The 22,501-nt window shown below is 74.3% G+C and carries 15 protein-coding genes (1 of these 15 only partly in view); 6 read left to right on the top strand and 9 right to left on the bottom strand.

What is annotated here, in order from left to right:
* Positions 1-1,790, top strand: the final stretch of a protein-coding gene (locus tag C2L59_RS48845) for a type I polyketide synthase (RefSeq protein ID WP_233223425.1). The gene continues 25,339 nt to the left of window position 1, outside the view; only the last 1,790 of its 27,129 coding nucleotides appear in the window; its start codon lies off the left edge, out of view; its stop codon occupies positions 1,788-1,790.
* 284 nt (positions 1,791-2,074) lie between these two features.
* Here C2L59_RS48845 and C2L59_RS11840 read toward each other — a convergent pair whose 3' ends face one another.
* The 3 genes from C2L59_RS11840 to C2L59_RS11850 all read right to left on the bottom strand — a co-directional run bounded on the left by C2L59_RS11840 (position 2,075) and on the right by C2L59_RS11850 (position 10,819).
* Positions 2,075-5,014 carry an AAA family ATPase gene (locus C2L59_RS11840; protein WP_103349572.1) on the bottom strand — a complete coding sequence of 980 codons (2,940 nt, stop codon included), beginning with the start codon at positions 5,012-5,014 and terminating at the stop codon, positions 2,075-2,077.
* Positions 5,007-7,835: a LuxR family transcriptional regulator gene (locus tag C2L59_RS50065; protein ID WP_158263044.1), complete on the bottom strand. Its 2,829-nt coding sequence runs from the start codon at positions 7,833-7,835 to the stop codon at positions 5,007-5,009. Before C2L59_RS50065 ends, C2L59_RS11840 begins: the two co-directional genes overlap by 8 nt.
* A gap of 161 nt (positions 7,836-7,996) precedes the next feature.
* On the bottom strand, positions 7,997-10,819 hold the full coding sequence (locus C2L59_RS11850) for an AAA family ATPase (RefSeq protein WP_233223426.1): 2,823 nt from the start codon (positions 10,817-10,819) through the stop codon (positions 7,997-7,999).
* Positions 10,820-11,273: 454 nt separating this feature from the next.
* Between C2L59_RS11850 and eno the strand changes: the two genes are divergently transcribed.
* Positions 11,274-12,557 carry a phosphopyruvate hydratase gene (eno, locus tag C2L59_RS11855; RefSeq protein ID WP_103349575.1) on the top strand — a complete coding sequence of 428 codons (1,284 nt, stop codon included), beginning with the start codon at positions 11,274-11,276 and terminating at the stop codon, positions 12,555-12,557.
* A gap of 33 nt (positions 12,558-12,590) precedes the next feature.
* Here the strand turns inward: eno and C2L59_RS11860 are convergent, their stop codons facing one another.
* The 3 genes from C2L59_RS11860 to C2L59_RS11870 form a co-directional block, all read right to left on the bottom strand.
* The gene (locus C2L59_RS11860) at positions 12,591-13,199 is read right to left on the bottom strand and encodes a MerR family transcriptional regulator (RefSeq protein ID WP_158263045.1); all 609 of its coding nucleotides are present in this window, start codon (positions 13,197-13,199) and stop codon (positions 12,591-12,593) included.
* Positions 13,200-13,999: 800 nt separating this feature from the next.
* Entirely contained in the window at positions 14,000-14,581 is a 582-nt protein-coding gene (locus C2L59_RS11865) for a DUF2510 domain-containing protein (RefSeq protein ID WP_233223427.1), read from the bottom strand.
* A 3-nt stretch (positions 14,582-14,584) separates the two neighbouring features.
* Positions 14,585-15,937, bottom strand: a complete 1,353-nt coding sequence (locus C2L59_RS11870; protein WP_103349577.1) for a DUF4041 domain-containing protein — start codon at positions 15,935-15,937, stop codon at positions 14,585-14,587.
* 249 nt (positions 15,938-16,186) lie between these two features.
* On the opposite strand from C2L59_RS11870, the gene C2L59_RS48035 reads away from it, so the two are divergent.
* Positions 16,187-16,729 (top strand): Ltp family lipoprotein, encoded by a 543-nt coding sequence (locus tag C2L59_RS48035; protein WP_199199028.1) that lies wholly within the window; start codon positions 16,187-16,189, stop codon positions 16,727-16,729.
* 2 nt (positions 16,730-16,731) lie between these two features.
* Here C2L59_RS48035 and C2L59_RS11880 read toward each other — a convergent pair whose 3' ends face one another.
* The gene (locus C2L59_RS11880) at positions 16,732-17,265 is read right to left on the bottom strand and encodes a LysR family substrate-binding domain-containing protein (RefSeq protein WP_233223428.1); all 534 of its coding nucleotides are present in this window, start codon (positions 17,263-17,265) and stop codon (positions 16,732-16,734) included.
* Between the two features lie 137 nt (positions 17,266-17,402).
* Between C2L59_RS11880 and C2L59_RS11885 the strand changes: the two genes are divergently transcribed.
* Positions 17,403-17,996 carry an NAD-dependent epimerase/dehydratase family protein gene (locus C2L59_RS11885; protein WP_103349578.1) on the top strand — a complete coding sequence of 198 codons (594 nt, stop codon included), beginning with the start codon at positions 17,403-17,405 and terminating at the stop codon, positions 17,994-17,996.
* A 14-nt stretch (positions 17,997-18,010) separates the two neighbouring features.
* Entirely contained in the window at positions 18,011-18,655 is a 645-nt protein-coding gene (locus C2L59_RS11890; RefSeq protein WP_199199029.1) for an alpha/beta hydrolase, read from the top strand.
* A gap of 39 nt (positions 18,656-18,694) precedes the next feature.
* Here C2L59_RS11890 and C2L59_RS11895 read toward each other — a convergent pair whose 3' ends face one another.
* Both C2L59_RS11895 and C2L59_RS11900 read right to left on the bottom strand, forming a co-directional pair.
* Positions 18,695-19,246, bottom strand: coding sequence for an EF-hand domain-containing protein (locus tag C2L59_RS11895; protein WP_103349580.1), 552 nt, complete (start codon positions 19,244-19,246; stop codon positions 18,695-18,697).
* The gene (locus C2L59_RS11900; RefSeq protein ID WP_103349581.1) at positions 19,243-21,630 is read right to left on the bottom strand and encodes a molybdopterin-dependent oxidoreductase; all 2,388 of its coding nucleotides are present in this window, start codon (positions 21,628-21,630) and stop codon (positions 19,243-19,245) included. Before C2L59_RS11900 ends, C2L59_RS11895 begins: the two co-directional genes overlap by 4 nt.
* A 251-nt stretch (positions 21,631-21,881) precedes the next feature.
* On the opposite strand from C2L59_RS11900, the gene C2L59_RS11905 reads away from it, so the two are divergent.
* Positions 21,882-22,442 (top strand): EF-hand domain-containing protein, encoded by a 561-nt coding sequence (locus tag C2L59_RS11905; protein WP_103349582.1) that lies wholly within the window; start codon positions 21,882-21,884, stop codon positions 22,440-22,442.
* The last annotated feature ends 59 nt before the right edge of the window (positions 22,443-22,501 follow it).

The following is a 22,501-nucleotide window of genomic DNA, read 5'->3' on the forward strand; positions in this document are numbered from 1 at the left end:
TGGCCTCGGTCGACGGGCTGACCGTCCGCGCGGCCGGGCAACGGCGGCCTGCGCACCTCTACCGGCTGAACTGGACTCCGATCGCGCCCGCCCCGGCGGACGTCGTCACGGCGCCCGGGCACGCGCTCGCCGGCCCGGGCCGCGCGCTGGCCGAGCTGGTCGCGGTGCCCGGGTTCGTCGAGGTGGTCGTTCCGCCGGGCGCCGAGGTCCGCGCTCTGACGGCCGAAGTGCTGGCCCTCGTCCAGACGTGGCTGCGGGATCCGCGCTTCGGCGCGGCGAAACTCGTGCTCCGGACCCGGGGCGCGCTCGACGGCGAAGACTTCGCCGCGGCGGCCGTGTGGGGGCTGGTGCGCTCGGCCGAGCAGGAGAACCCGGGCCGGTTCGTGCTCGTCGACTCCGACGGATCCGTGGTACCGCGGGACTTCCTCGGCGCCGGCGAAGCCGAACTGTCCATCGTGGACGGTGTGGTGTCGGCCGCGCGCGTCGGACGGGCCACGCCCGGCGACGCCGTCGCCGAGTGGGACCGCGACCGCGCGGTGCTCGTCACCGGCGGCACGAACGGGCTCGGCGCGCTGGTCGCCCGCCACCTGGCCGCCGGCGGCCACCGGCACCTGGTGCTGGTCAGCCGGTCCGGCACCGCCGAACCCGGGCTCCTCGAAGACCTCGCCGCGTCCGGTGCCCGAGCCGACGTGCGGGCCTGCGACGTCGGCGACCGGGCCGCGGTCGCGGCGCTGCTCGACGGCCTCGACCTCACCGCCGTCGTGCACGCGGCCGGGGTGCTGGACGACGGGGTCGTCGGCGCGCTCACCCCGGAGCGGCTCGACACCGTGCTGCGGCCCAAGGCCGGCGGCGCCCGGCACCTGCACGAGCTGACGACCGGGCGCGACCTCGCCGGGTTCGTGCTGTTCTCGTCGCTGGCGGGCACGTTCGGCGGGGCCGGGCAGGCGAACTACGCGGCCGCGAACGCCGTCCTCGACGCGCTCGCCGTCCACCGCCAGCGCCGCGGCCTGCCCGCGGTGTCGCTGGCGTGGGGACCGTGGACGGCCGAAACCGGCATGACGGCGAACCTGCCCGACGCGGAACTCCGGCGGCTGGCCCGCGCCGGCGTCGGGCTGCTGGCCCCGGCGGACGGCCTGGCCGCGTTCGACGCCGTCCGCGCCGGTACCGACGCCGTGGTGGTGCCGGTGCACCTCGACCTGGCCGCGCTGCGCGCCCTCGACGACGTCCCGCCGGTGTTGCGCGCGCTCGTTCCCCGCCGGGCCGCGGCCCGGACCGCGGCGGTACCGGACCTCGCGCCGCGGCTCGCCGGGCTCGGCGCGGCCGAACGCGTCGAGCTGCTCCTGGACGTGGTCGCCGGCGCCGTGGCGGTGGTCCTCGAGCACGGCGACCAGGACAGCGTCGGCCCGGACCAGGCGTTCACGGAACTGGGTTTCGACTCGCTGACGGCGGTCGAGCTGCGCCGGCGCCTCACCGCGGTGACCGGGCTGCAGCTGCCCGCGACGCTGGCGTTCGACCAGCCGACCCCGCGCGACCTCGCCCGGCACCTGGCCGAGCTCCTCGCCCCGGACGAGAAGCCGGAGCAGGCGATCCTGGCCGACCTGGCCCGGCTGGAGCAGGCGTTGCGCGAAACCGTGCTCGACCCGGACGCGCTCGAGGAGATCACCGCCCACCTGGACCGGGTACGCGGCACGTGGACGGCCCGCGACGACGTGGCCGGCACCGGCTTCGACTTCGCCACGGCCAGCGACGACGAGATGTTCGCGCTGCTGGACGAGAAGCTGGGGGACTGACGGCCCGGCGCCGGAGCCGCAGCCCGGCGCCGGGCCGGCATCCGGGGCGCGATCGCGTCCTGCGCGACGACGAGGGCCCGGCGGCCCGCATCGGCGGGCAGGCGCCGAACCGGCATCCGGGCGTGATCGTGTCCCTCGGCAGCAGCGGTGGCCTCGACCGGCGGCAGCTCGGCCCCGGTCTCGACGGCCGGCCCTGTTTCGGTGCCCGGCTCGGCCGCCTCCTCGGCAACGGCTTCGGCTCCGCGCGGACGAGGGCCCGGCGCCGGACCGCCGTCCTCCGAGCGTCAGCCCAGCGACGTGGCCAGCTCGGCGCGGCCGTCGATCTTGAGCTTGCGGTACAGGCTCGTCAGGTGCTTCTCGACCGCCCGGCGGCTGATGCCCAGCTCCTCGGCGATCTCGGCGTTGGTCCGCCCGGCCGCCGCCAGCCGCCCGACGGTCGCCTCGCCCGCGGTCAGCTCCGCCGTGGTGCGGGCCGGCGGCGCGTGGCCGATCGTGCCGTCCTCGCGCGCCTCCAGCCGGCCCGCTCCGCAAGCGGTGGCCAGCTCCTGCGCCCGGGCCAGCAACCGCCGCGCCGCCGCGGGTTCCGTCTCGCGCAGGCGGGTGCCCAGGTCGGCGTAGGCCTTGGCCGCCTCGAGCTCGTCCGGCGCGCCGTCGAGCAGCTCGACCGCCTCCCGCAGCAGCTCGACCGCGCGCCGCCGGTCGGCGAGGGCGGCGAGCACCCGCAGCGACCGTCCGACCGGCGCGGGCGCCCCCCACGCGACGGAGTGGCGGTGGTGTTCTTCGGCCAGCTGCCGGGCCTCTCCGGTACGCCCGAGCCGCCGCGCCAGCAGGGCCGCCGACCCCCGCCAGGGGTGGATCGCCGGGTTGCGCCAGCCCGCCCGGTCCAGCAGGCGGCCGCGGTCGAGGAACTGCGCGAGCGCCGCGTCCGGCTCCTCGCGGGTGGCCAGCATCCCCCGCATGCCCCGGCGGACCGCGAACACGGCGAGGTCGTCGGTGCCGGGCAGGCCCTCCAGCACTTGACGGGCCAGGTCGCGGCGGCGGGCGGCCTCGGCGACCAGCGCGAGGGTGGTGGCCGGCAGCGCCAGTACGTCGTAACCGCCCGGCTCGGCCGCGCGGAACGCCCGCTCCGCCGGTCCGGCGGCGTCGGCGAACCGGCCGCGGGCGAGCAGGGCCAGCGCTTGGTGGACGTCCACGAGCACGCGCGCCGAGGTGGTGAGCCGCGGCCGGTCCGCGGCCGCCAGCCACGACGTGACGGCACCGGGGCGGCCGGCGGCGATCAGCACGAGCGGCACGATCCGCAGCGCCGTCCCGGCCCGGACGGTCCGCGCCGGCTCGAACTCGAGCAGGACACCGGCGTGGCGGGCGGCTTCCGCGGCGGTGACGTGCCCGCCGAGCGTGGCGGCCAGGAGCAGCACCGCGCGCAGTTCCCGGTCGCCGGGGCCGCGCGGCCGGTCGGGCAGCTGCCGCAGCCGGCCGGCCGCCGCGGCCAGCCGCGCCGGCTCTTCGAGGGCGGCGAACCAGTCGCGGGCTTCCAGCCGCATTGCCAGCTCGGGGTCGTCGGGGCGGGGGACGGTCTTGACCAGCTCGGTGACCAGTGGCCCGCGTGCGGCGGCGGTGAGCGGGATCCGCGCGACGGCTTCGGCCCGCGCCCGGCCCGCGGGCAGCAGCGGCACCGCCTGCACCAGGTACCGCACGGCCGCGCGCGGATCGGCCTCGGCGGCGGCCAGCTCGGTGAGCAGCCGGGCCCGGCCCGGCTTGCCGGGCGGCAGGTCCAGCAGCGCCCGCCGCAGGTAGCGCGCGGCGAGGTCCGCGGCGCCCCGGCGCTGCGCCGCGACCGCTGCCGTCCGCAGCGTCGCGACGTCTTCGCGGCCGCTGAGGGTGTCGACGCCCATCAGCTGCGCGGCGACGTGCTCGGGCGGAAACCCCTGCGCGGCCAGCAAAGCCGCCGCGGCCCGGTGCGCGGCCCCGGCGTCGGCGCCGGTCCGCATCTGTTCGACCACCCGCACCAGCGCGGGTTCGGGCACCAGCCGCCCGTCGGCGGCGGTGCTCAGCCACGCGTCCCCGAGCAGCGTGCGGGCTTCGGCGCACGCCTCGCCGTCCAGCCCGGCCAGCCGGGCGACGAGCCCGGGTTCCGCGTGCCGCCCGAGCGTCACGACCGCCCGCGCGAGCGCGGCCACCTCCGGCTCGCGCCGGACCAGCAGCCGCAGCCGTTCCCGGCGCGCGGCGGCGCCGAGCTCGCGCAGCGGCGCGCAGTGGGCGGCCGTGCCGGCCAGCCGGTGGGCGAAGGCCCGGGACAGCAGCTCGTCGAGGTCCCGGGCCCGCCCGCCGGTGAGCTCCTGGCAGGCGGCCGCGAACGCGGGGTCGGGCTCGGCCCCGGTCCGGGCGGCGACGACCCGCCGGGTGCCGTCGGCGGACAGCGGCCGCGCGCAGACCTCGTACGCGGTGGCTCGGGCGATGTCCCGCAGGGCCGGGGTCCGCGGGGAGCCGGGCAGCGCGACGCCGAGCAGGATCCGGGTGCCGCGCAGCCGGCCGGCGAGGAAGGCCAGGGCGCGCACCGAAGGTTCGTCGGCCCAGCGCAGGTCGTCGGCCAGCACCACGACCGGCTGGTGCGCGGCCAGCGAGACCAGCAGGACGTGCAGGCCGTGGAGCAAGGTGGCGCAGGCGTCGTCCGGGGCGGCCCCGGCCAGGGACCGGAGCAGCTTCCCGGCGATCGGCGGCAGGGTGGCTTCGCACGGATCGTCGAGCAGCGGCAGGAAGAGCTGGCGGACGACGCCGAAGGGCAGGTCCCGTTCGGCGGGGGCACCGGCGGCCCGCAGGACCCGGGCACCGCCGTCGGCGGCGAGCCGGCCGAGCCGCCGGAGCAACGCCGAGCGGCCGGCGCCGGCCTCCCCACGCACCACGACGACCCCGCCGGGTGGCTGGGTGGCGGTGTGTTCGCCGGTTTGCCGCGTGGCGGTGTGTTCGCCGGGTTGGTGGGTGGTGGTGTGTTCGCTGGTTTGCTGCGTGGCGGTGTGTTCGCTGGGTTGCTGGGTGCCGGCGTGTCCGCCGGGTCGTCGCGTGGCGGTGTGTCCGCTGGGTTGCTGGGTGGAGGTGTGCCGGCTGGTTTGCTGCGCGGCGGCGTGATCGCCGGTTCGCCGGGCCGCGGTGCCGCCGCCGAGGGACCGCACCGCCTCGGCCAGGACGGCGTCTTCGGCTTCGCGTTCGAACAGCACCGGGTCAGCCACCCGGCGTCCGGGTCGGCCAGTGGCCGGCGAGCGCGGCCCGGCCCTTGAGGCCGAGCTTGCGGTAGACCTTGGTCAGCCTCAGTTCGACGGTCCGCAGCGCGATCGCCAGTTCCCGGGCGATCTCGCGATTGGCGAGCCCGCGGGCGGCCAGCTCGGCGACGTCCCGTTCAGCGGGGGAGAGGACGTCCGGACCGAGGGCCGGGAGCGAGGGCAGCGGGTCGGCGGGCCGCCGCGGGGCGGGGACGGCCCGGCGGAGACCGGCGGCGACCCGCTCGCGCAGGACGTCGAGCCCCGCGGCGGTGCCCCAGCGTCCGGCGAGGTCCTGCTCCTCGGCGGCCAGTGCCTCGGCGCCCTCGCGGTCGCCGAGGCGGCGCAGCGCGAAAGCCGCCGTGGTGCGCCAGGCGGTGATCATCGGGTTGACCCAGCCGCGCGAGCGCAGCACGCGGCCGCACTCGAGGGCCGCGGCCAGGGCCGCCGCCGGATCGTCCTCGGCGAGCGCGAGTTCCGCCTCGGCGTGCAGCCGGAACGCGGCGGCCGCCCCCAGCTCGGCACCCCGGGGCAGCGGCTCGTCGGCGAGGTGCCGAGCCTGGTCGATCCGCCCCAGCCGGATCCGCGCGGTGATCTCGACGGCCGACCGCAGCGGCACGGCGAGCGGGTGCCAGCAGCGCGCGGGCAGCTCCCGCTCGGCGGCGGCGAGGTCGCGCAGGGCCTCGTCCGCCCGATCGTCGCGCACGGCCGCGGCGGCCCGGTGCACGAGCGCCTGCGCGGCCGCGGCCCGCGCATCCCGCCGCCGCGCGGCCGCGAGAACGGCCCCGAGCGCATCGACGGCACCCCCGGCCACCCCGGCGCACAAAAGCGCCCGGCAGGCGGCGATCCGCGGCATGAGCGCCGCCTCTTCCCGCACGACGAGCGCCCGATCGGCCAGCTCCAGCACGGCGGCACGCTGTTCCCCCCGCACGGCAAGCCGGAAGGCGGCGACCCCCGCCGCGGCGGGAGTCGCGGAAGGCCCCCGATCGCCACGGCGGACGCCGGTCCCCGCGGCCACCGAGTGCCACGCGGCCGAGTCGCCGAGGGGCGCTGCCAGGCCCCTCGGGCCACGGGCAGCGCCGGACGCGAAAGATGGCGATGTCGTGGGTCCGGTGAAGGCTGCGGTGCCGGGGGTCGCCCGGTCCCGGCCGGCTCGGTCCGCCTCGGCACCGTCCAGCCAGGACAGCGCGGCCACCGGCATGCCCGGCTCCGGCCCGGTTCGGTTCGCGTCGGGCGTAGCAGTGCTCGCCGCGGCCCTTTCCGCCTCGGCACGGTTCGGCCGGGGTTGGGCGGTTACCGGCGTGCCCAGCTTCGACCCCGTTCGCCCCGCATCGGGCGCAGCAGTGCTCCCCGCGGTGCCTTCCACCCCGCCGTCGTCCAACCAGGACAGCGCGGCCACCGGCATCTCCGGCTCCACCGCCGCCTCCTCCCGGGCCAGACGGCCCAGCGCCACCAAAGCCGGGTCCACAGTGGATTCCCGCTCCGCCACCAGGCGGTGCACCGTTTCCGCGTCGCCGCGGGCGAGGAGGAGGTCCGCCGCCGTCGTGGCCGCCGGGAGGGGTGACAGGGCCGGCTCGGTCAGGACCTGGATCAGCCTGCGGTCCGCGTGGCCCGGGTCGCGGCGGACCACCGTCGCGGCCAGGCGGAGCACCAAAGCCGCCCGCTCGGCCGGGCCGGATGGCTCGGCCAGGGCGCGCTGCAGAGAAGCCGCCGCTGCCACCAAGTTGCCCTGGGCCGCCCACTGCTCCGCCGCCTCCACCAGCGCCGCCCGCGCCCACGGCTCTCCGACCGGCGGCGCCGGAACCAGCAGCTCCGCCGCCACCAGCGCGCCCGCCCCGGTCCGGTGGGCCAGCTCCGCCGCCCGGCGGTGAAGCCCGTTCCGCTCCGGCTCGGCCAGCTCCGCCAGCACGTCCGCGGCCAGGTGCGGCTCGACCGGGCGGCCGTCGGCCACCAGGCCGCTCGCCTCCAGCGCGCCCAGCGCCCCCGGCACCGCCGCCGGCGGCAGGCCGGCGAGGCCCAGCACCGCGACGACGTCCAGCCGCTCCGAGACCGACATCGCCCGCAGCACCGCCAGCGCGGCCGGCGGCAGGCCACGGCGGACCCGCGCCGCCCGTGCCGACGTCACCGCGCGCCCGGCGGCCGCGACCCGCGCCGGGTCTTCCCACCCGGCCGCACCGGCCACCGCCGCCAGCTCGTGCAGGACCGCCGGCCGTCCGCGGACGACGTCGAGCACCGCCGTCAGCGCCTCCGGCGGCAGGTCACCCAGGACCCGGAGCACCAGCGAAGCCGTCTCACCGGTCGTCAACGGGGACAACGGGATCCGGTGGCCGGCGCCGACCGGCTCGTGGCCGGTCGCGACCAGCAGCACGGGGTCGTCCGCGGTGCGGGCGGCCATCTCCCCGAACCAGCGCAGCGACCACTCGTCCGCCCACTGCAGGTCGTCGACGGCCAGGACCAGCGGCCGCCCGGCCGCGAGCCCGGCGAAGGCGTCGCCCAGCCGGGCGGCCGCGCCTTCGCGGTCGTCGAGGCACGCGGTCACCAGATCGGCGAACGCCGGCGGTGGCAGCAGCGCGGCGGCCAGCTGCGTGACCGCGCCGAACGGAACCCCGTCCGGGACGCACGACGCCAGCGCGCCCGGCGCGGCGTCGAGCACCCGGTCCAGCAGGGCCGTCCGGCCCGTGCCCGCGGCTCCCGAAATGTGCGCCGTCGCCCCGCGTCCCCGCCCCAGTCCCGCGGTCAGGTCCCGGAGCACGTTCGTCGCGTGCTCCCGGCCGACGAGACGCGACTCGCGCACGAAACGACCTCCTCCGCCGGCCGGGTCCACGGCGACCGGCCGAGGGGCAGCCTAAGCCGCCGTCCGGGCCGCGGCACCGGACCGCGCGCCGGGACCGGGAGCTCTGCCCGCCCGGCCAGATTTCCCGGGCACTGCCGGGCAATCCGGTGGCCGGCCGCGGCTCAGCGGTCGCGCAGCGCGACCGCCAGGTCGGCCCGGCCGGCGATCCCGAGCTTGCGGTAGACGCTGGTCAGGTGCACCTCGACGGTGCGCTGGGTGATGAACAGCGACTCGGCGATCTCCCGGTTCGTCGCGCCCTCCGCGGCCCGCTGCGCCACCCGGCGCTCGCTGCCGCTCAGCGCGTCCGACGGCGAACCGGTGCCGCGGTGCATCCGGCCGCCCGCCTCGGCCAGCGCCGGCAGGGACAGCGCGAGCTGCCGGCGGTCCCGGCTGAGCACGGAAAGCTCGATCGACCGGCGCAGCCGGTCCCGCGCGCCTTCGGCGTCCCCGCGCGCCAGCAGGCGCCGGCCCAGCAGGTACTCGGCGTTCGCCAGCTCCACCTTCGCCGGCGTGTCCGCCAGAAGCTCGGCGGCGTGGCGCAGCCGCTCGATCGCCGCGTCGCCGGTGGCGAGCACCCCACGCGAGGTCTCGAGCATGCCCAGCCCCCGGCCGGTGCCCCAGCGGCGGACCGCGGGTTCGACGTCGTCGAGCACGGCCTCGCCCTCGGCGGTCCGGCCGAGCCCGGCCAGCAGCCCGGCCGCCTCGTACCACCACGGCGCCAGCACCGGGTTGCCGATCCCGCTGCCCTTGAGGCTTTCCCCGCACGTGCGCAGCACGGCGAGCGCCCCTTCGGCGTCCCCCAGCGCGGCGCGAAGACGGGCCTTCGCGACCAGGTACCAGTGGTACTCCAGCGTGAAGTCCTCCAGCCGCGGCCGGACGATCGCGGCGAGCGCCCGCTCCGCGCCCGCCGGGTCGCCCTGGTACACCAGCAGCGAGCCCAGCACGGTCTGCGGCATGGCGATCCCGGGCGCCCAGTGCTCCTGCGTGATCACGTCGAAGGAGTACTGGGCGTCCGCCAATGCGTCGGTGAGGTTGCCGCAGAACTGGTGGATGCAGGCGCGGACCGTCGCCGCGAGGACGGAGGTCCACGCTTCGCCGCGGCGCTGGGCGTGGTCGAGCACGCCGGTGATCGCCGCGAGCGCGGGTTCGGGCCGGTCGGCGAGGTAGAGGGTGAGCACGGCGCCGAGCACGGCCCAGCCGCCCGGGGCCACGTCGCCGATGCGCAGCACCTGGGCCGCCTGGGCGACGGCTCCGGCCGCCGGGCGCCCCTGCAGGGTGCCCAGCGACGAGAGCATCCCGAGCAGCTCGCGCTCCTCGGCGGTGTCGCCCGGCGGGGGGACGACGTCGCGGAACCGGGCACCGACCTGGGCGACGGTGGCTTTCTCGTCCAGCCCGGACAGCAGCAGCGCCGACTGGCTGACCATGCGCAGCGCCCGGTCGGCGGGGGAGGGGGCCGGCCCGATCACCGGCTCGAGGGCGTCGGACACCTCCGTCGCCAGCGCATAGGCCCGCTGGGCGTTCTGCGCGCTCAGCGACACCATGACGTACTGCATGACGATCGGCACTCGCCGGCGCGGGTCGTGCACCAGCCCGAGCGCGCGTTCGAGGTACCGCAGCGAGGCCGCGGGGTCGATCTGCCCGAGCACCCGGGACAGGTGCACGAGCACGGAGACGTCGTCCTCGTGCGTCCGCAGCACCTGCGCGAGGTACCGCGCGGCTGCCGCCGGCGCACCCCGGCTTTCGGCCGCGGCGGCCGCGTCGCGCAGCACGGTGACCATCCACGGCTGCGGCGGCCCGTCGAGCGCCAGCAGGTGGACGGCGACTTCTTCACCGGCGCGCCCGCTGTCGTTGAGCAGGGTGGCCGCGCGTTCCCGCAGGCGGGCCAGCTCGGCCGCGTCCGCCGTGGCGAGCGCGGCCGTGCGGATCAGGTCGTGGGCGAAGTCGAGCCGGCCCGGTTCGAGCAGTTCGCCCTCGCGCAGCGCCTGCACGGCGGTGCGCGCCGGCCCCGGCCGGGTGCCGGCGAGGGCGGCGATCGTCTCCAGCTCTTCGCCGCCCAGGACGGCGATCGCGCGCGCCACGGACAGCGCGCCGGGGGACAGCCGGTCCAGCAGCGGGCGGATCACCGCTTCCCGGCCGAGCTCGTCGAGCACGGCCGCGTGCCCGGCGTCCGGGGCGACGCGGTCGCGCAGCGCGCCGATGACGCGTTCGAGCAGGAACGGGTTGCCCCCGGTGACGCCGACGGCGCGGCGGACGAACTCCGGGTCCGGGACCGCGCCGAACCCGGCGGCCAGGACGTCGGCCACCGCGGCGGCGGTGAGCGGCGCCAGGTCGACCGCGAGGCAGTTCGCCGCGGCGCCCAGCTCGGCCAGTACCTCCGGGACCGGCTCGCCGGCCCCGGTGCGCTGGGCCAGCAGCACCAGAACCGGCAGGTCCTCGGCCCGGCGCAGCAGGAAACCCAGCCACCGCAGCGAAGCCTCGTCGCACCACTGGACGTCGTCCACCGCGAGGACGACCGGGGCGCGGGCGGCCAGGTCCGCCACCAGCCAGGACAGGCCGTGCATGACCGAGTAGGTGTCGGCGGAGCCGTCGGCGCGCCCCGGGGTGAGGGCCGGCAGCGCCAGCCGGGCGCTGCCGGTGAGCAGGTCGCCCTCGGCGGCGTCCCCGCGGGGCCACAACGGGCCGAACAGCGCGCGGACCGTTTCGTAGGCCGCGGCACCGGTGTCGGCGCAGGAGGCGGAGAGCACGGTGGCGGCGGTCGCGGCCGGCTCGCCGAGCGCGACCGACAGCAGCCCGGTCTTCCCGATCCCGGCGGGGCCGCGCAGCAGCACCGCCTGGCCCGCACCCCGGCCGGCGGCGCGGGCGCGTTCGCCGAGCACCCGCAGTTCCCAGTCCCGGCCCGCCAGGCCCGCCCGCGCCGGTTCCCGTACCCCACTCCGAACAGCCACGTTCCTCCCGTCCGCGATCGCCGGGCGGAGCGCCCGGGCCGGCGCCCTCAGCCTGGCCCATCGGAGGCGCGCCCGCCGCACCCGGACCCGGATTTCCCCCGGAACTGCTTGACCACGGGGACCGGCGGCCGATCCGGATCCGGTTCGCGGGTTTCCGGAAGGCCGCCCCCCGTGCGCTCGGCCAGCCCCCGGTGTCCGGACGACCGCCGGCGGGGAAGCGTTGGCGCGCAACGGAAACGCCCGGCGTCTCGGGACGTCCGAAGCACGCGGCGAAAACCATCGGAACGCTCGGGTAACCCCGATGCTGGGGTTTTCCCCAGTGCCGGGACCGGTAGAACGGGGGGACCGGTCCGGCCGGTGCCCGGTGACGACGTCGTCCCGCTCCGGCCGTGTTCGTCCCGCCGGCCCTTCCCCGAAACCCGAGGCGCGACCCTGTCGTGCGTTGAGGAGAGAAATGACTGCCATCGCCCAAGTCACCGGCCGGGAGATCCTGGACAGCCGCGGCAACCCGACGGTCGAGGTCGACGTCGAGCTGGCCGACGGGTCGTTCGGGCGGGCGGCGGTCCCCTCGGGGGCGTCGACGGGCACCCGCGAAGCCGTCGAGCTGCGGGACGGCGATCCCCGCCGCTACCTCGGCAAGGGGGTGGCCAAAGCCGTCGCCGCGGTCAACGGCGAGGTGGCCCGCGCGGTCGTGGGCCTCGACGCGCGGTCACAGGCCGAAGTGGACCGGGTGCTGATCGAGCTGGACGGCACGCCGAACAAGGCGCGGCTGGGCGCGAACGCGCTCCTCGGCGTGTCGCTGGCGGTGGCGAAGGCGGCCGCGCAGGCCCACGTGCTGCCGCTGTACCGCCACCTGGGCGGGGAGCGCGCGCACCTGCTGCCGACGCCGATGATGAACATCGTCAACGGCGGCGTGCACGCCGACAACGGCATCGACTTCCAGGAGTTCATGATCGCGCCGGTCGGCGCGTCGAGCTTCGCGGACGCGGTCCGGGTCGGCGCCGAGGTCTTCCACACGCTGCGCGGGATCCTGCGCGACGCCGGGCACAACACGAACGTCGGGGACGAGGGCGGGTTCGCGCCGCAGCTGGAGACGGCCGACCAGGCGCTGGACTTCGTGGTGCGGGCGATCGAGCGGGCCGGGTACGTGCCCGGGGACGACGTGGTGCTGATGCTGGACCTCGCCGCCTCGGAGTTCTACGAGAACGGCAGCTACCACTACCGCGGCGAAGGCGTGAAGCGGTCCGCGTCCGAGCACGCCGGCTACCTGCGCGAGCTGGTCGCCCGGTACCCGATCGCGTCGATCGAGGACGCCATGGCCCAGGACGACACCGATGGCTGGCAGCTGGTGACCCGCGCGCTGGGCGAGGAGGTCCAGCTCGTCGGCGACGACGTCTTCTGCACCAACCCGGCCCTGCTGGCCGAGGGCATCGAGCAGGGGGTGGCGAACGCGATCCTGGTCAAGGTCAACCAGATCGGCACGCTGACCGAGACGCTCGACGCGGTCGAGGTGGCCTCGCGCGCCGGGTACGGGGTCGTGTTGTCGCACCGGTCGGGGGAGACCGAAGACACGACGATCGCCGACCTGTCGGTCGCGGTGGGCTGTGGCCAGATCAAGACGGGGTCGCTGTCGCGGGCCGACCGCACGGCGAAGTACAACCAGCTGCTGCGGATCGAGGAGAACCTGGGCCCGGCGGCGGAGTACGCGGGCCGCGCCCCGCTTCGCCGGAAGCGCTGAGGTCCGGGCGCCGGGGCCCGCGGGGTCCCGGCGTCAGGCTCCGGCCGGCGCGGCGCCCAGCGCGTCGACGAGGGCGCAGTGGCGCAGCCCGGCGAACAGCCGTTCGCCGAGCAGGGTGGTGATGAGCGCGGTCTCGGCGGGCCGCCGCGCCGGGCCGACGTCGTCGATCAGCGCCGCGTCGACGGCCGCGACCTCCCGGGCGAGGGCGGCGTACTGGGCGAGCCGGCCGGAAACGGCCTCGTGCCCGAGCCCGTGGCAGACGGCCAGCACGGTGACGAGGTTCGCCACCGCCGCATCGGCGTCGTCCGCGGCTTCCCCGAGCAGCCGTCCGACGTGCGCAAGCGCCCACGCCCGCGCGGCGGCGGGCACGGGCCGCCCGCTGACCCGCCCGTCCTGCGCCACCCCGAGCACGACCCGCGCCGCCCGCCCGGCATCCAGCGCCCCGAGCACATCAGCCACCTCGGCGAGCGACAACCCACCGATCTCCCGCAACGCACAGACGAGCCGCAGCCGCTTGACGTGCCCATCCGTGTAGTCCGCCTGGTTCGGCCCGACCCGCCGCCCGCCGGGCAGCAGCCCCTCGCGCAGGTAGTACTTGACGGTCGCGACCGGAACGCCCGATGCCGCGCTGAGTTCAGCCATCCGCATTGCGCAGGGTTCCCCTTTTCCACCCGTCGAGCCGGGCACCCCAGTCAACCGCTGAGCGGGGCCGGGGCCCAGGGTCGGGCACGAAGTCTGCGAGGATGCTTAGACTTCGCGCCGGCGGCGGTATGGCTGACATTGCCCGGTCCACGAGAGCCGGATGTGTCCCCTTGTCCGGCTTGGCTCGGCTTCGTGCCGCCGACGGTCTGGGCTGATCGGTACTCGAATGGCCGCATTGCCGCCCGTATCACGCCGGGAAGGCGCCGGATGTCGACCTTGGTGCTGCGGGCCGCCGAGGATGCCGGCTGCCGGTCTGGTTCCTGGACTCCGACCGGACGCCGCCGTGGTTCCACGAAGTTCCGGCGCTCGGCTGCACCAAGCTGCCGTGGAGTTCGTTGCCGCCGAGGCGGTCCGCTACCGCGCTGGGGCCGAGCCGGTTCGTCGCGCGCGCTTGTACGGTCACGAACTTCGGGACCTGTCCGAACGGGCGCTGCGGGGTGATGTGCACCTCGTCGCACCCGAGACCTTGACCCGGTTCGAGGAGCTGACCGGGCAGAACGGCGCGTACTGGCCGGACACCGTCGTCCTCGAGGTGGCCGAGCCGCGGAAAGTACGCTCTGCGTCAATCCCGACCACGACCAGCAGATCGTCGAACGATCCTGTTTCATTGCGATCGTGCACCAGCCGGTCCCGGCGGCGTGCTGTGTCTCGCTTGCACGCGCGCCATGGAGAGCCGCCCGGCCCGCGACTGCTACAAGTCGCTGCCGAGTTGAGTCCGCGATGCGGTCCAGCCCGCGAACTCACATGACGTCAAGCCGGGGAGCGGCCGACGCTGCCTCCGCCGCGTCGACGATCGCGTGTGCGTCGGCGGCGTTGTTCACGCGCACCGCCATGGCCGGCACCGCGCGTTTCGTCGGCCGGGTCGTGTACACCGCGAGGAACTTCGTCGAGCGGTTGTAGATCGCGGCCTTGGCCTGGTTCCAGTCGACCTCGAGGACCTGCCTGCGCACTATGCCGACGAACAGGAACAGGAGCCGCTGGTTCGTGCAGGCGAGGACGCCGAAGCCTTCTCCCTGTGCTCCGGTCAGGGCCAGGACCCGCTCCTCGGGACGGAGGTAGCCGGCCAGGAGGTTGACCTCCTTCATCGAACCGACGAGCAGGCCGCGCACGCGGCCCACCGCGTGCGCGATGTCCGGTCGGAGCGCGGGAGCCGTCTCCGCCGGCTTCGTGGGCGCGGGTGGCACGGCTGCCGGTGCCCGAGCCGGCAGCTCGGCGGTGTGGAACGTCCAGCGTCGGCCGTCCCAGTAGCGGAGCAGCAGTTCGTCGAGGGGATCGGTGAACCATCCGGGCGGGCGGACCGGAGTGATCGGTGGCCGGGTCACGCGTCACTCACCCCCGTCGTCGGAGAGATCGCCGTCGGCGTGCAGAGCCATGGCCGGCAGCGCCGGCGCCCCAAGAGGTACTGCCGCGCCGCGGCGGTTCGGCTCGGACGCGCGCCATTCGACGGCCTCGGGCGTGTCGGTGTACTGGAGGACGTGGGCGTCGCGGATCGCGATCAGGTGCTCCTTCACCTCGGCCGGAGTGGCGTAGAAGAACTCGCGCCGCATGTTGACCAGGTTGACCCGCTTGTGGCTGAGCCGCCGGTGGAGTTCGGTCTCCAACGTCACCGCATCCTCGGAGAAAACCAGGGCGTGGACGTCGAAGCGGAAGGGCACGGACGCGTCCCCGAGCTCGCGGACCCGGTCGAGGGGCTCGGACCGTCGTGTCATGCCGATCTTGACGACGTCCGGGCCGAAGGCGCCGATGTTGGAGATCACGTACACGTACCCGACCCGGATGTTGGCCGCTCGCAGTTCGACTCCGGCGATGGCGTCGTCGATCGACGTCAGCTGCTCCTTCGCCCGCGTGGCACCGTCGAAGTCACCCTTCGCTTCGAGCTTGGTGATGGCGGTGGCGTAGTGGGCCCGTTCCTTGGCCAGGCGGGCGCGTTCGCGCTCGATCTCCTTCATCACCTTGGCCTCTTCGCGGAGGCGTTCACGTTCCGCGCGGGCTTCATCTCGCTCGGCCTCGACCTTCACCAGGTAGTCCGCGGTCAGGTCGATTTCCCGGAGCCGAAGGCGGTGGTAGCTGTCGGAGACGGCGATCCGCATCAGCACACCGAGCCGGCCGATGGTGTCCCGTGTGGTCGAAAGCCGCTTCTTCACCGCTTCGCGGGTGTGGGGCTTGACGACGCGGACGGCGTTGTCGGCTTCGGCGTTGTAGGCACGCAGCATCAGCTTGGCCATGTCGCGGCCGAGCTTCTGGCCCTCCTTGACCGACCCGTTGACGGCCCAGTCGACCTGACACGACACCGCACTGCCCCGCGCCTCGACCTTGATCTGTTCGCGCAGCCTCTTCAGTTCGTCCTTGTAGGCGACGGCGTCGTCCAGCGGGTGGGCGTACTCGTAGACGCCGACCTCTTGCAGCAGCGCGAGTTCCCGCGTCTCGACCAGCCTGGATTGCCACGTCGCGGTCTCGGATTTCCGCTGTCCGATCGATGCGTCGAGAGCCGCGCTCTCCTGCTTCGTCTTCTCGACGGTCGAACGTAACCGCCGCAGGTCGGCTTCCAGCGCGGGCGTTTCCGCGCCGCGCAGCTGGGTGACCCATCCGCGCAACTCCGCGATCGTCGCGTGTGCGGCACCGAGCTGCTGCTGCAACGCGGTCAGATCCGCATTCTCCCGACCGCCGAACAGTGCCACTGCCGTTGCCCTTTCACCCGGTGAATTTCGTATCCGGCCACAACGGACCGGATGGCTCACCTGAGATCGGCAACACCCCATGCCCTGTTACAACGTCGCTCCAGGTGCGCCTCTCTGCACTTGATCACAGTTCGGCAGCGCCGTGAGCGCGGACGTAACACGCAGAGTAGCCACCGCGACCCCTCATTCACGCGCATTGTCACCGAGAGGCCCAAGAAACGCGATTCGACTCAGAAAGAGAGAACCACCGTGAAGAAGGTTCTTATCGGCGTCGGCGTCGGCGTCGAGTTCGCCCTGCTCGTGATCGCCACGGCGTGCAGCGGCCCGGCACCTCGGGCGTCCGCGCCGATCGAGCAGCCCGCCGCGGCCACGACCCAGCCGCCTACTACCCAGCCGGTCACCTCCGCGCCCAGCACGCTGTTGCCGACCAGCGCGAGCCACCACAACGAGACCAGCACCGTGGAGGCGGCTGCACAGTTCTCACCGCAGGTGGAGATGGCCCGCGACAAGGCGCAGAGCTACCTCGGTTTCAGCGCGTTCTCCCGCGCCGGCCTGATCCGGCAGCTGTCCTCGGACGCTGGGGAAGGTTTTCCGAAAGCCGTGGCCACCGAAGCCGTGGACAGCCTGTCGGTCGACTGGAACGCGCAGGCCGTCAAGTCGGCCGAGAGCTATCTGAGCTTCACGTCGTTCTCCTGCTCAGGCCTGAAGCAGCAGCTCTCGTCGTCTGCCGGAGAGGGCTACACCAAGGCGCAGGCCGCCTACGGAGCCGGCCGGACCGACGCGTGCAAGTAAGGTCAAGTGCCTGATGTCGCCACCCCCGGGCCGTGCACCTGGGGCACCAGGCTGCCCGCGGCGTCGAGGAAGGCGTCGATCAGCGGTGACCGCCGCGTTGCCAGCCAGGCCAGGGACACCTGGTTCGGCCCGATGTCTTCGACCGGGATGCCGATGACGTCCGGGCGGGTGTAGAACGTGGCCGTCGACAGGGGGATGACGCTGATTCCCGCGCCGGCGGCGACGAGTTCCAGTTTTTCTTCGACGCTGTGGATGCGCGGGACTTCGGGGCGGTCCGGCTTGCGTAGTTCGAGGGCGATGTCCCGCCATTCCGGGACGGCGTCGGGGTCCTGCAGCAGGTGCTCGTCGGCGAGTTCGGTGACCGACACGGACTCCTTCCCGGCCAGCCGATGCCCGGCGGGGACCATCACGACGCGGGGTTCGGTGAACAGCGGCCGCACCGTCAGGCCGCGCTGGTCGACCGGCAGCCTGATGATGCTGACGTCCACGCGGCCGTCGTGGACGACCTCCACCTGGTCGTGCCAGCTGGTGCGCACCTCCCGCTCCCGTCGCCCCCATCATCGCAGGTCTGTGATGCCGTCGCGGCATCACAGCGCACGGAACGGGTCTTGGACGCATCCCGGGTGCCCGGGCCACCGTGGAGGAGGAACCGAACACGAGTGATGGGACAGTGATGAAGATCTTCCTCACGGGCGGCTCGGGCTACATCGGCCGCGCCACGATCGGCGAGCTGGTACGGCAAGGGCACGTCGTCGAGGCGCTCGCGCGCAGCGAGCGGGCCGAGGCGGCCGTGGTCGCCGCCGGGGCGAGCGCGGTCCGTGGTGGCTTGACCGACCTCGACGTGCTCAACCAGGCGGCGGCGAGGGCGGAAGCCGTGATCCACCTCGCCCAGGCCACCGGCGGCGAGCCGGGCAGGGAAAGCGGCGCGATCCCCTACATCGCCGACGGCGGCAACCACTGGGCCCTGATCCACCTCGACGACCTCGCCCGGCTGTACACGGCGGCGCTGCCGGCTCCGGCGGGCTCGGTCTACCTCGGCGTGGGCGGGGTCAACCCGACGGCCAAGGAGGTCGCCGAGGCGTGCGCCCACGCCGCGGGGCCGGCCGGGAAGACCGTCTCCCTGTCCCTGGCCGAGGCCCGTGAGCGGATAAGCCCGATCGCCGACGCGTTCGCCCTCGACCAGCAGCTGACCCCGGCCAAGGCGCAGCGTGAACTGGGCTGGACGCCGGTGCACGCCGATCCGCTGACCGAGTTCGCCGCGGAATGAACCGGGAGCCGGGCATGGACCGCGAGGCGGTGTCGTGGTCCGAAGTGGAGGGTGGTCGCGGGGCACGGCCGCTGCTGGTGATGCTGCACGGCTGGAGCTACGAAGAGACGCACCTGTACCGGCTGATCACGCCGCGCCTGCCGGACGAGGTTGTGGTCGCCTCGGTGCGGGCGCGGATTCCCGAAGGCGGTGGGTATGCGTGGTTCCCCAGCGAAGGCGACCCGATCGGTGATCCCCGGCCGGCGGTCGCGAACGCCGCGGCGCTGGACGTGCTGTCGTGGCTGGAGACCATCGAGGCACCGTCGATCGGGCTGCTCGGCTTCTCGCAAGGCGGCGCCATGGCGCACCAGCTCATGCGGTTGGCGCCGCACCGGTTCGCCTACTGCGTGAACCTGGCGGGATTCGTCGTGCGGGACGAGCAGCCCGGCGACGAACCGCTGAGCGTCACGCGACCACCCGTCTGTTGGGGACGGGGCCGGGAAGACCGGGTCATCCCGGCCGGCGCGCTCGCGCGGACCGAACGGTGGCCGGCTCGCCACGCCACCGCCGAGGTGCGCGTCCATCCCGGGCTGGGGCACGACGTCCGCGGCCCGGAGATCGACGACGTCGCCGCCTTCGTCGGCGAGCAGCTCCGCCGGCGGGCCTTCGAACGGGAATGATGCGTCAGGACATCGGGTCCGGCGGCATGGGCGGACCGGTCAGCCCGGGATCTTCCCGAACAGGTGCGCCGCGGGGGCGTTCGGGTCTTCGCCGTAGAAGAACTCCGTCAGTGCCTGGTGGAATTCGGCTCGGTCCATGCCGCCCGAGCCGTCCAGGTCCAGTGCGGTGAAGACCGCCGCACAGTCCTCCTGGGACACGTTGCCCGCCTGGCCGAAGATCTCCGCGAACTCGGCCTGGTCGACCCGGTCGTCGCCGTCGAGGTCGATCAGGTCGAAGTAGCAGTCGGCCACCGGGCCGACCTGCTGCGCGTACAAAGCGGGGTCGGCCAGCGCCCGGCGGAACCCTTCGGTCATCTCGCGCAGGTCGACTTTGCCGTCGCCGTCCTGGTCCATCGGCGCGATCACGGTGGCCCAGAACGCGTCCAGGCCCTCGGTCAGCTGCCGGGCGGTCGCGATCTGCTGCCCGGTGCCACGGGCCGCGATGTAGCGCTCGCCCATCAACCGGACGTCGTGACGGGTGATCGACCCGTCGCCGTCGACGTCCGCACCCTTGAACCACTGGCGGTACTTGAGATCCCGAATTTCGGTCATGGGCCCGCAACGTATGCACGCCCTTGCCTGATGTCCAGCGGCGTCCCCGAAGGAGGGAACTGGATCATTCGTTCGGGTGGCACGAGGCGGGGTGGTGCGAAGGCGAGCACATCGGGAACGGGACCGTCGTGGCGCTCGACGTCGACCAGCGCGCTGAGGGCACTCGGTCCCTGGGACAGGCGCGAGCACGGCCGGTCCGCGGTGAGGACGTTCGGATTGCCGTGGCGGTCCAGCGTTCCGCTCTGTCCCGGCTCGACCGGATCCCACCACGCCCCCGTGGACAGTTGCACGACGCCCGGCATGACGTCGTCCGACAGGATCACGCCCGCGAGACAGCTGCCCCGGTCGTTGTACACGCGCACGATCATGCCGCTTTCGATGCCGCGCGCCGCGGCGTCCGAGGGGTTGATCGTCGCCGGCTCGCGGCCACGGATCTTCGAACCGAGGCTGTGGCCGCCGTTGTCGTACTGGCTGTGCAGGCGCGAAGCGGGCTGGTTCGAGATCAGGTGCAGCGGGAACCGGTCCGACAGGCCGGCGCGCAGCCACTCCGCCGGCTCGAACCACTTCGGGTGCCCGGCGCAGTCGTCGTACCCGAACGAATCGATCTCCTCGGAGAAGATCTCGATCCGGCCCGACGGCGTCGTCAGCGGGAACCGCTGCGGATCCGCGCGCAGGCTTTCGAAACTGCCGGGATACGGCCCGGTCGACGCCGGGAGCTCAACGGTGGAGCTTCGCCAGAAGTCGTCGAAACCCGGCAGCGCGGCAGCTTCGCCGAGCTTTTCCCTCGTCTGCTCGTAGAGGTGCCGGACCCAGCCGATTTCCGAACGCGACTCCGTGAATTCCCGCTCGAACCCGAGCCGGGCGGCCAAGGCGGCGAAAATCGCGTGATCGGTGCGCGATTCGCCCGCCGGCTCGCGAACTTTCGGCATCGCGATCAGGTGGGGGTCGGAGAACCCGGCGGCGAAATCGTCCCGCTCCAGGCTGGTGGCCACGGGCAGGACGATGTCGGCGAACTTGGCCGTCGTGTTCCACCAGGCTTCGTGCACCACCACCGTGTCCGGGAGCTGCCAGGCGCGGGTCAGCCGGTGGAGGTCCTGGTGGTGGTGGAACGGGTTCCCGCCGCACCAGTAGATCAGGCGGAGCTCCGGCAAGGTGAGGCGCCGGCCGTCGTAGTCGATGACTTCGCCCGGGTGCAGCAGGGTGTCGGCGATCCGCGCGACGGGGATGAAATCCGGAACCGGGTTGGCCACCGCCGGTACCGACGCCACGAAAGCGCGGTCCTCGGCCACGCCGGTCGCGTCCATCGTCGCGTAACCCGTGCCCCAGCCGCACCCGGGCCGCCCCAGGGAACCGGCCATGGCGGCCAGCACGACCGACATCCAGACGGGTTGTTCGCCGTGGTCTCCGCGCTGCACCGCGTAGTTGACCATGATGAGGGACCGCCGGGTGGTGAGTCGGCGAGCGAGGTCGACGAGCACGTCGGCCCCGATGCCCGTGATCTTCGCCGCCCAGGCGGCGTCCTTCCGGACGCCGTCGAGCTCGCCGGTCAGGTAGGCGGCGAAGCGGTCGAACCCGGTGCAGCACCGGCGCAGGAAGTCCTCGTCGTGCCACCCGTTGACCAGCATCGTGTGGGCCATGCCGAGCATCGCGGCGGTGTCGGTACCCGGGATGACGGGCAGCCACTCGGCGTCGGCGAACCCGGCGACGTCGCTGCGGAGGGGGCTGATGTTCACGAACCGCACCCCGGCCGCACGGCACCGGCGCAGCAGCTCCTGCGTGCGGTGCTTGACCAGCCCGCCGGGGTTGATCTGGCTGTTCTTGAGGGCCAGCCCGCCGAACGCCACCACCAGTTCACAGTTCCCGGCGATGGCGTCCCACATCGGCATCCGGCTCTGGTGGCTCCACGGATGACCGCCGATCACGTGGGGGAGGATGACCTCCAGCGCCGCGGTGCTGTAAGTGTTGCGGGAGCCGGTGTAGCCCCCGTCCAGCGCCAGGAACCGGTGGAGCTGTCCCTGCGCGTTGTGGAACCGGCCCGCGCTCGCCCAGCCGTAGGACCCGCCGAACACCGCGCTGTTCCCGTGCTGGGCACGAACCCGGCGGAGTTCCTCGCTCACCAGCGTGATCGCCTGGTCCCAGCTCACCTCCACGAAGGCGTCCGAGCCCCTGGCCGCGCCGGGGGTGCGAGGCTCGCCGTTCAGCCAGCCCCGGCGCACTGCAGGGCGCAGCACGCGGGCGCTGTCGTCGGCGGCGGTCACCATGCCGGGGCCGATGGGCGACGGCGCGGGATCGTCGGGCCTGGGCTCGATGCGCACCAGCCGGCCGGAGTCGACGACGGCGACGAAACTACCCCAGTGCGTCGCCACCGGCACGCGTCTTTCCATCACGCATCAACTCCATTCCTGAAGCGTCCTCGGGTCGCCGGAGTGGTGTGCCGCAACGGAACATACCCCGGCCGGGACGCGGTTGACGACGTCCGCACGGGTCCTGGTCCGAGGCTGCACGCGGTATTCGGCGCCGGATTCGACGTCACCTGTTCGTGGTGGCTCGGGACCCGTTCGGTGCTTGTCCGGGGGCTCGCGGCGGCGGCATCCTGAACACCGTCCGCCGCCACCGATCACGCCGGGAGACCCTCGTGCCGGTCAACGACCTGCTGAAAGCCAAGATCGAGCACGGGTTTTCCCACCTGGACGTCGATGGGGACGGGCGGCTCACCGCACAGGACCACGTCCTGATGGGCCGGCGTGCCGCCGAAGCCCTCGGCCACGCGCCCGGTTCGCCGCAGGAACAGGCCATCATCGACGCCTACCTGCGCATCTGGCGCGAGCTGCACCTGCCCCACATCCCCGGCGGCGGCGACGCCATCTCCCGCGAGCAGTTCATCGCCTCGACCGGTTCCCTGGCCGACGACCCGGATGCGGCGCAAGCCGGCCTCGGCGCGCTCGCCGAGGCGTTCCTGGCCATCGCCGACACCGACGCCGACGGCCGCGTGAGTCCCACCGAGTTCCTGCTGTTCCAGCGCGGCCACTTCCCCGGCCTGACCGAAGCCGAGATCGCCCAGGCATTCACCCACCTGGACACCGACGGCGACGGCCACCTCACGGCCGAGGAGTTCACCCGCGCCTGCGTGGAGTTCTGGTCCAGCACCGACCCCGACGCCCCCGGCAACTGGTGGATGGGCCGCAGCTTCAGCTGACGCCGAAGCCGCACGCGGCCGGACCACGGGCAACGGCAGGCGGTGTCGCGCTTCCGTAC

The organism is Amycolatopsis sp. CA-128772 (assembly GCF_002904295.1).
In the GTDB taxonomy this organism is placed as follows: Bacteria; Actinomycetota; Actinomycetes; order Mycobacteriales; family Pseudonocardiaceae; genus Amycolatopsis.

Excerpts from the sequence above, each read along its gene's own strand:
- eno (WP_103349575.1), top strand. The coding sequence starts at position 11,274 with ATGACTGCCATCGCCCAAGTCACCGGCCGGGAGATCCTGGACAGCCGC.
- C2L59_RS11860 (WP_158263045.1), bottom strand. The coding sequence starts at position 13,199 with ATGGCTGAACTCAGCGCGGCATCGGGCGTTCCGGTCGCGACCGTCAAG.
- C2L59_RS11885 (WP_103349578.1), top strand. The coding sequence starts at position 17,403 with ATGAAGATCTTCCTCACGGGCGGCTCGGGCTACATCGGCCGCGCCACG.
- C2L59_RS11890 (WP_199199029.1), top strand. The coding sequence starts at position 18,011 with ATGGACCGCGAGGCGGTGTCGTGGTCCGAAGTGGAGGGTGGTCGCGGG.
- C2L59_RS11895 (WP_103349580.1), bottom strand. The coding sequence starts at position 19,246 with ATGACCGAAATTCGGGATCTCAAGTACCGCCAGTGGTTCAAGGGTGCG.
- C2L59_RS11900 (WP_103349581.1), bottom strand. The coding sequence starts at position 21,630 with ATGGAAAGACGCGTGCCGGTGGCGACGCACTGGGGTAGTTTCGTCGCC.